Here is a 599-nt window from a genome sequence, read left to right as displayed (position 1 = left end):
ATATCCCTCCTACCCAAATCCACGCCCATTGCCTTGACGGCGTGCTCCGGTTCTGGTGCCTCAGACTCCACACCAATCTGGATGTAGTAGGAACCAGCCTGGCCTTTGACTAACGTGGCTGCTTTAGGATGAGAGCCTGTGAGCCTGCCCCGCTAGTAGGAGCCAACATCCAGCTCAAAGCGTTCGCGTCCCTCGACGGTGGTCAGCGATACTGTCCAGCCCCTCTCACGGAAAAAGAAGATGCGGGCGTCATACGTGACAAAGCCACCCTTAAACGCTATAACTGAACGGTTTTTCTGCTGAGCAACCTTGCGGGCAGCGGCTAACCTTCTGCCTACCTGTTGTGCCACTCGCGCTAGCGGGACAGAGTCCTTATTGCTGGAGAGACCAAACCGCGCCCGAATCTCGCGGTAGCAAAGAGATTGGAGCTTAATAGCGTTGACTATCTTCTCTGGCGTGTTTTGGTTAACCCAGTTTAATGCTTGTGCAAAAGCATCCAGAGTCGCATCCAGCTTGGCGGCTTGTGACGCAGATACCTTGAGCTTGCAGGAGATACAGCCTGTTAAGGAATCAAGGGGTACAGTAGCAACACTTAGCAA

1 pseudogene is annotated in these 599 nt (G+C 53.6%); it reads right to left on the bottom strand.

The window, feature by feature from the left end:
• A pseudogene (locus tag NW835_RS12115) lies at positions 1-599 on the bottom strand (RNA-guided endonuclease TnpB family protein); the annotation flags it as partial.

The sequence above is a fragment of the Synechococcus sp. OH2 genome, assembly GCF_047462155.1.
In the GTDB taxonomy this organism is placed as follows: domain Bacteria; phylum Cyanobacteriota; class Cyanobacteriia; order Thermostichales; family Thermostichaceae; genus Thermostichus.
Note: the sequence above shows the minus strand (reverse complement) of the source record. Positions and strands in the feature narration are given on the sequence as shown.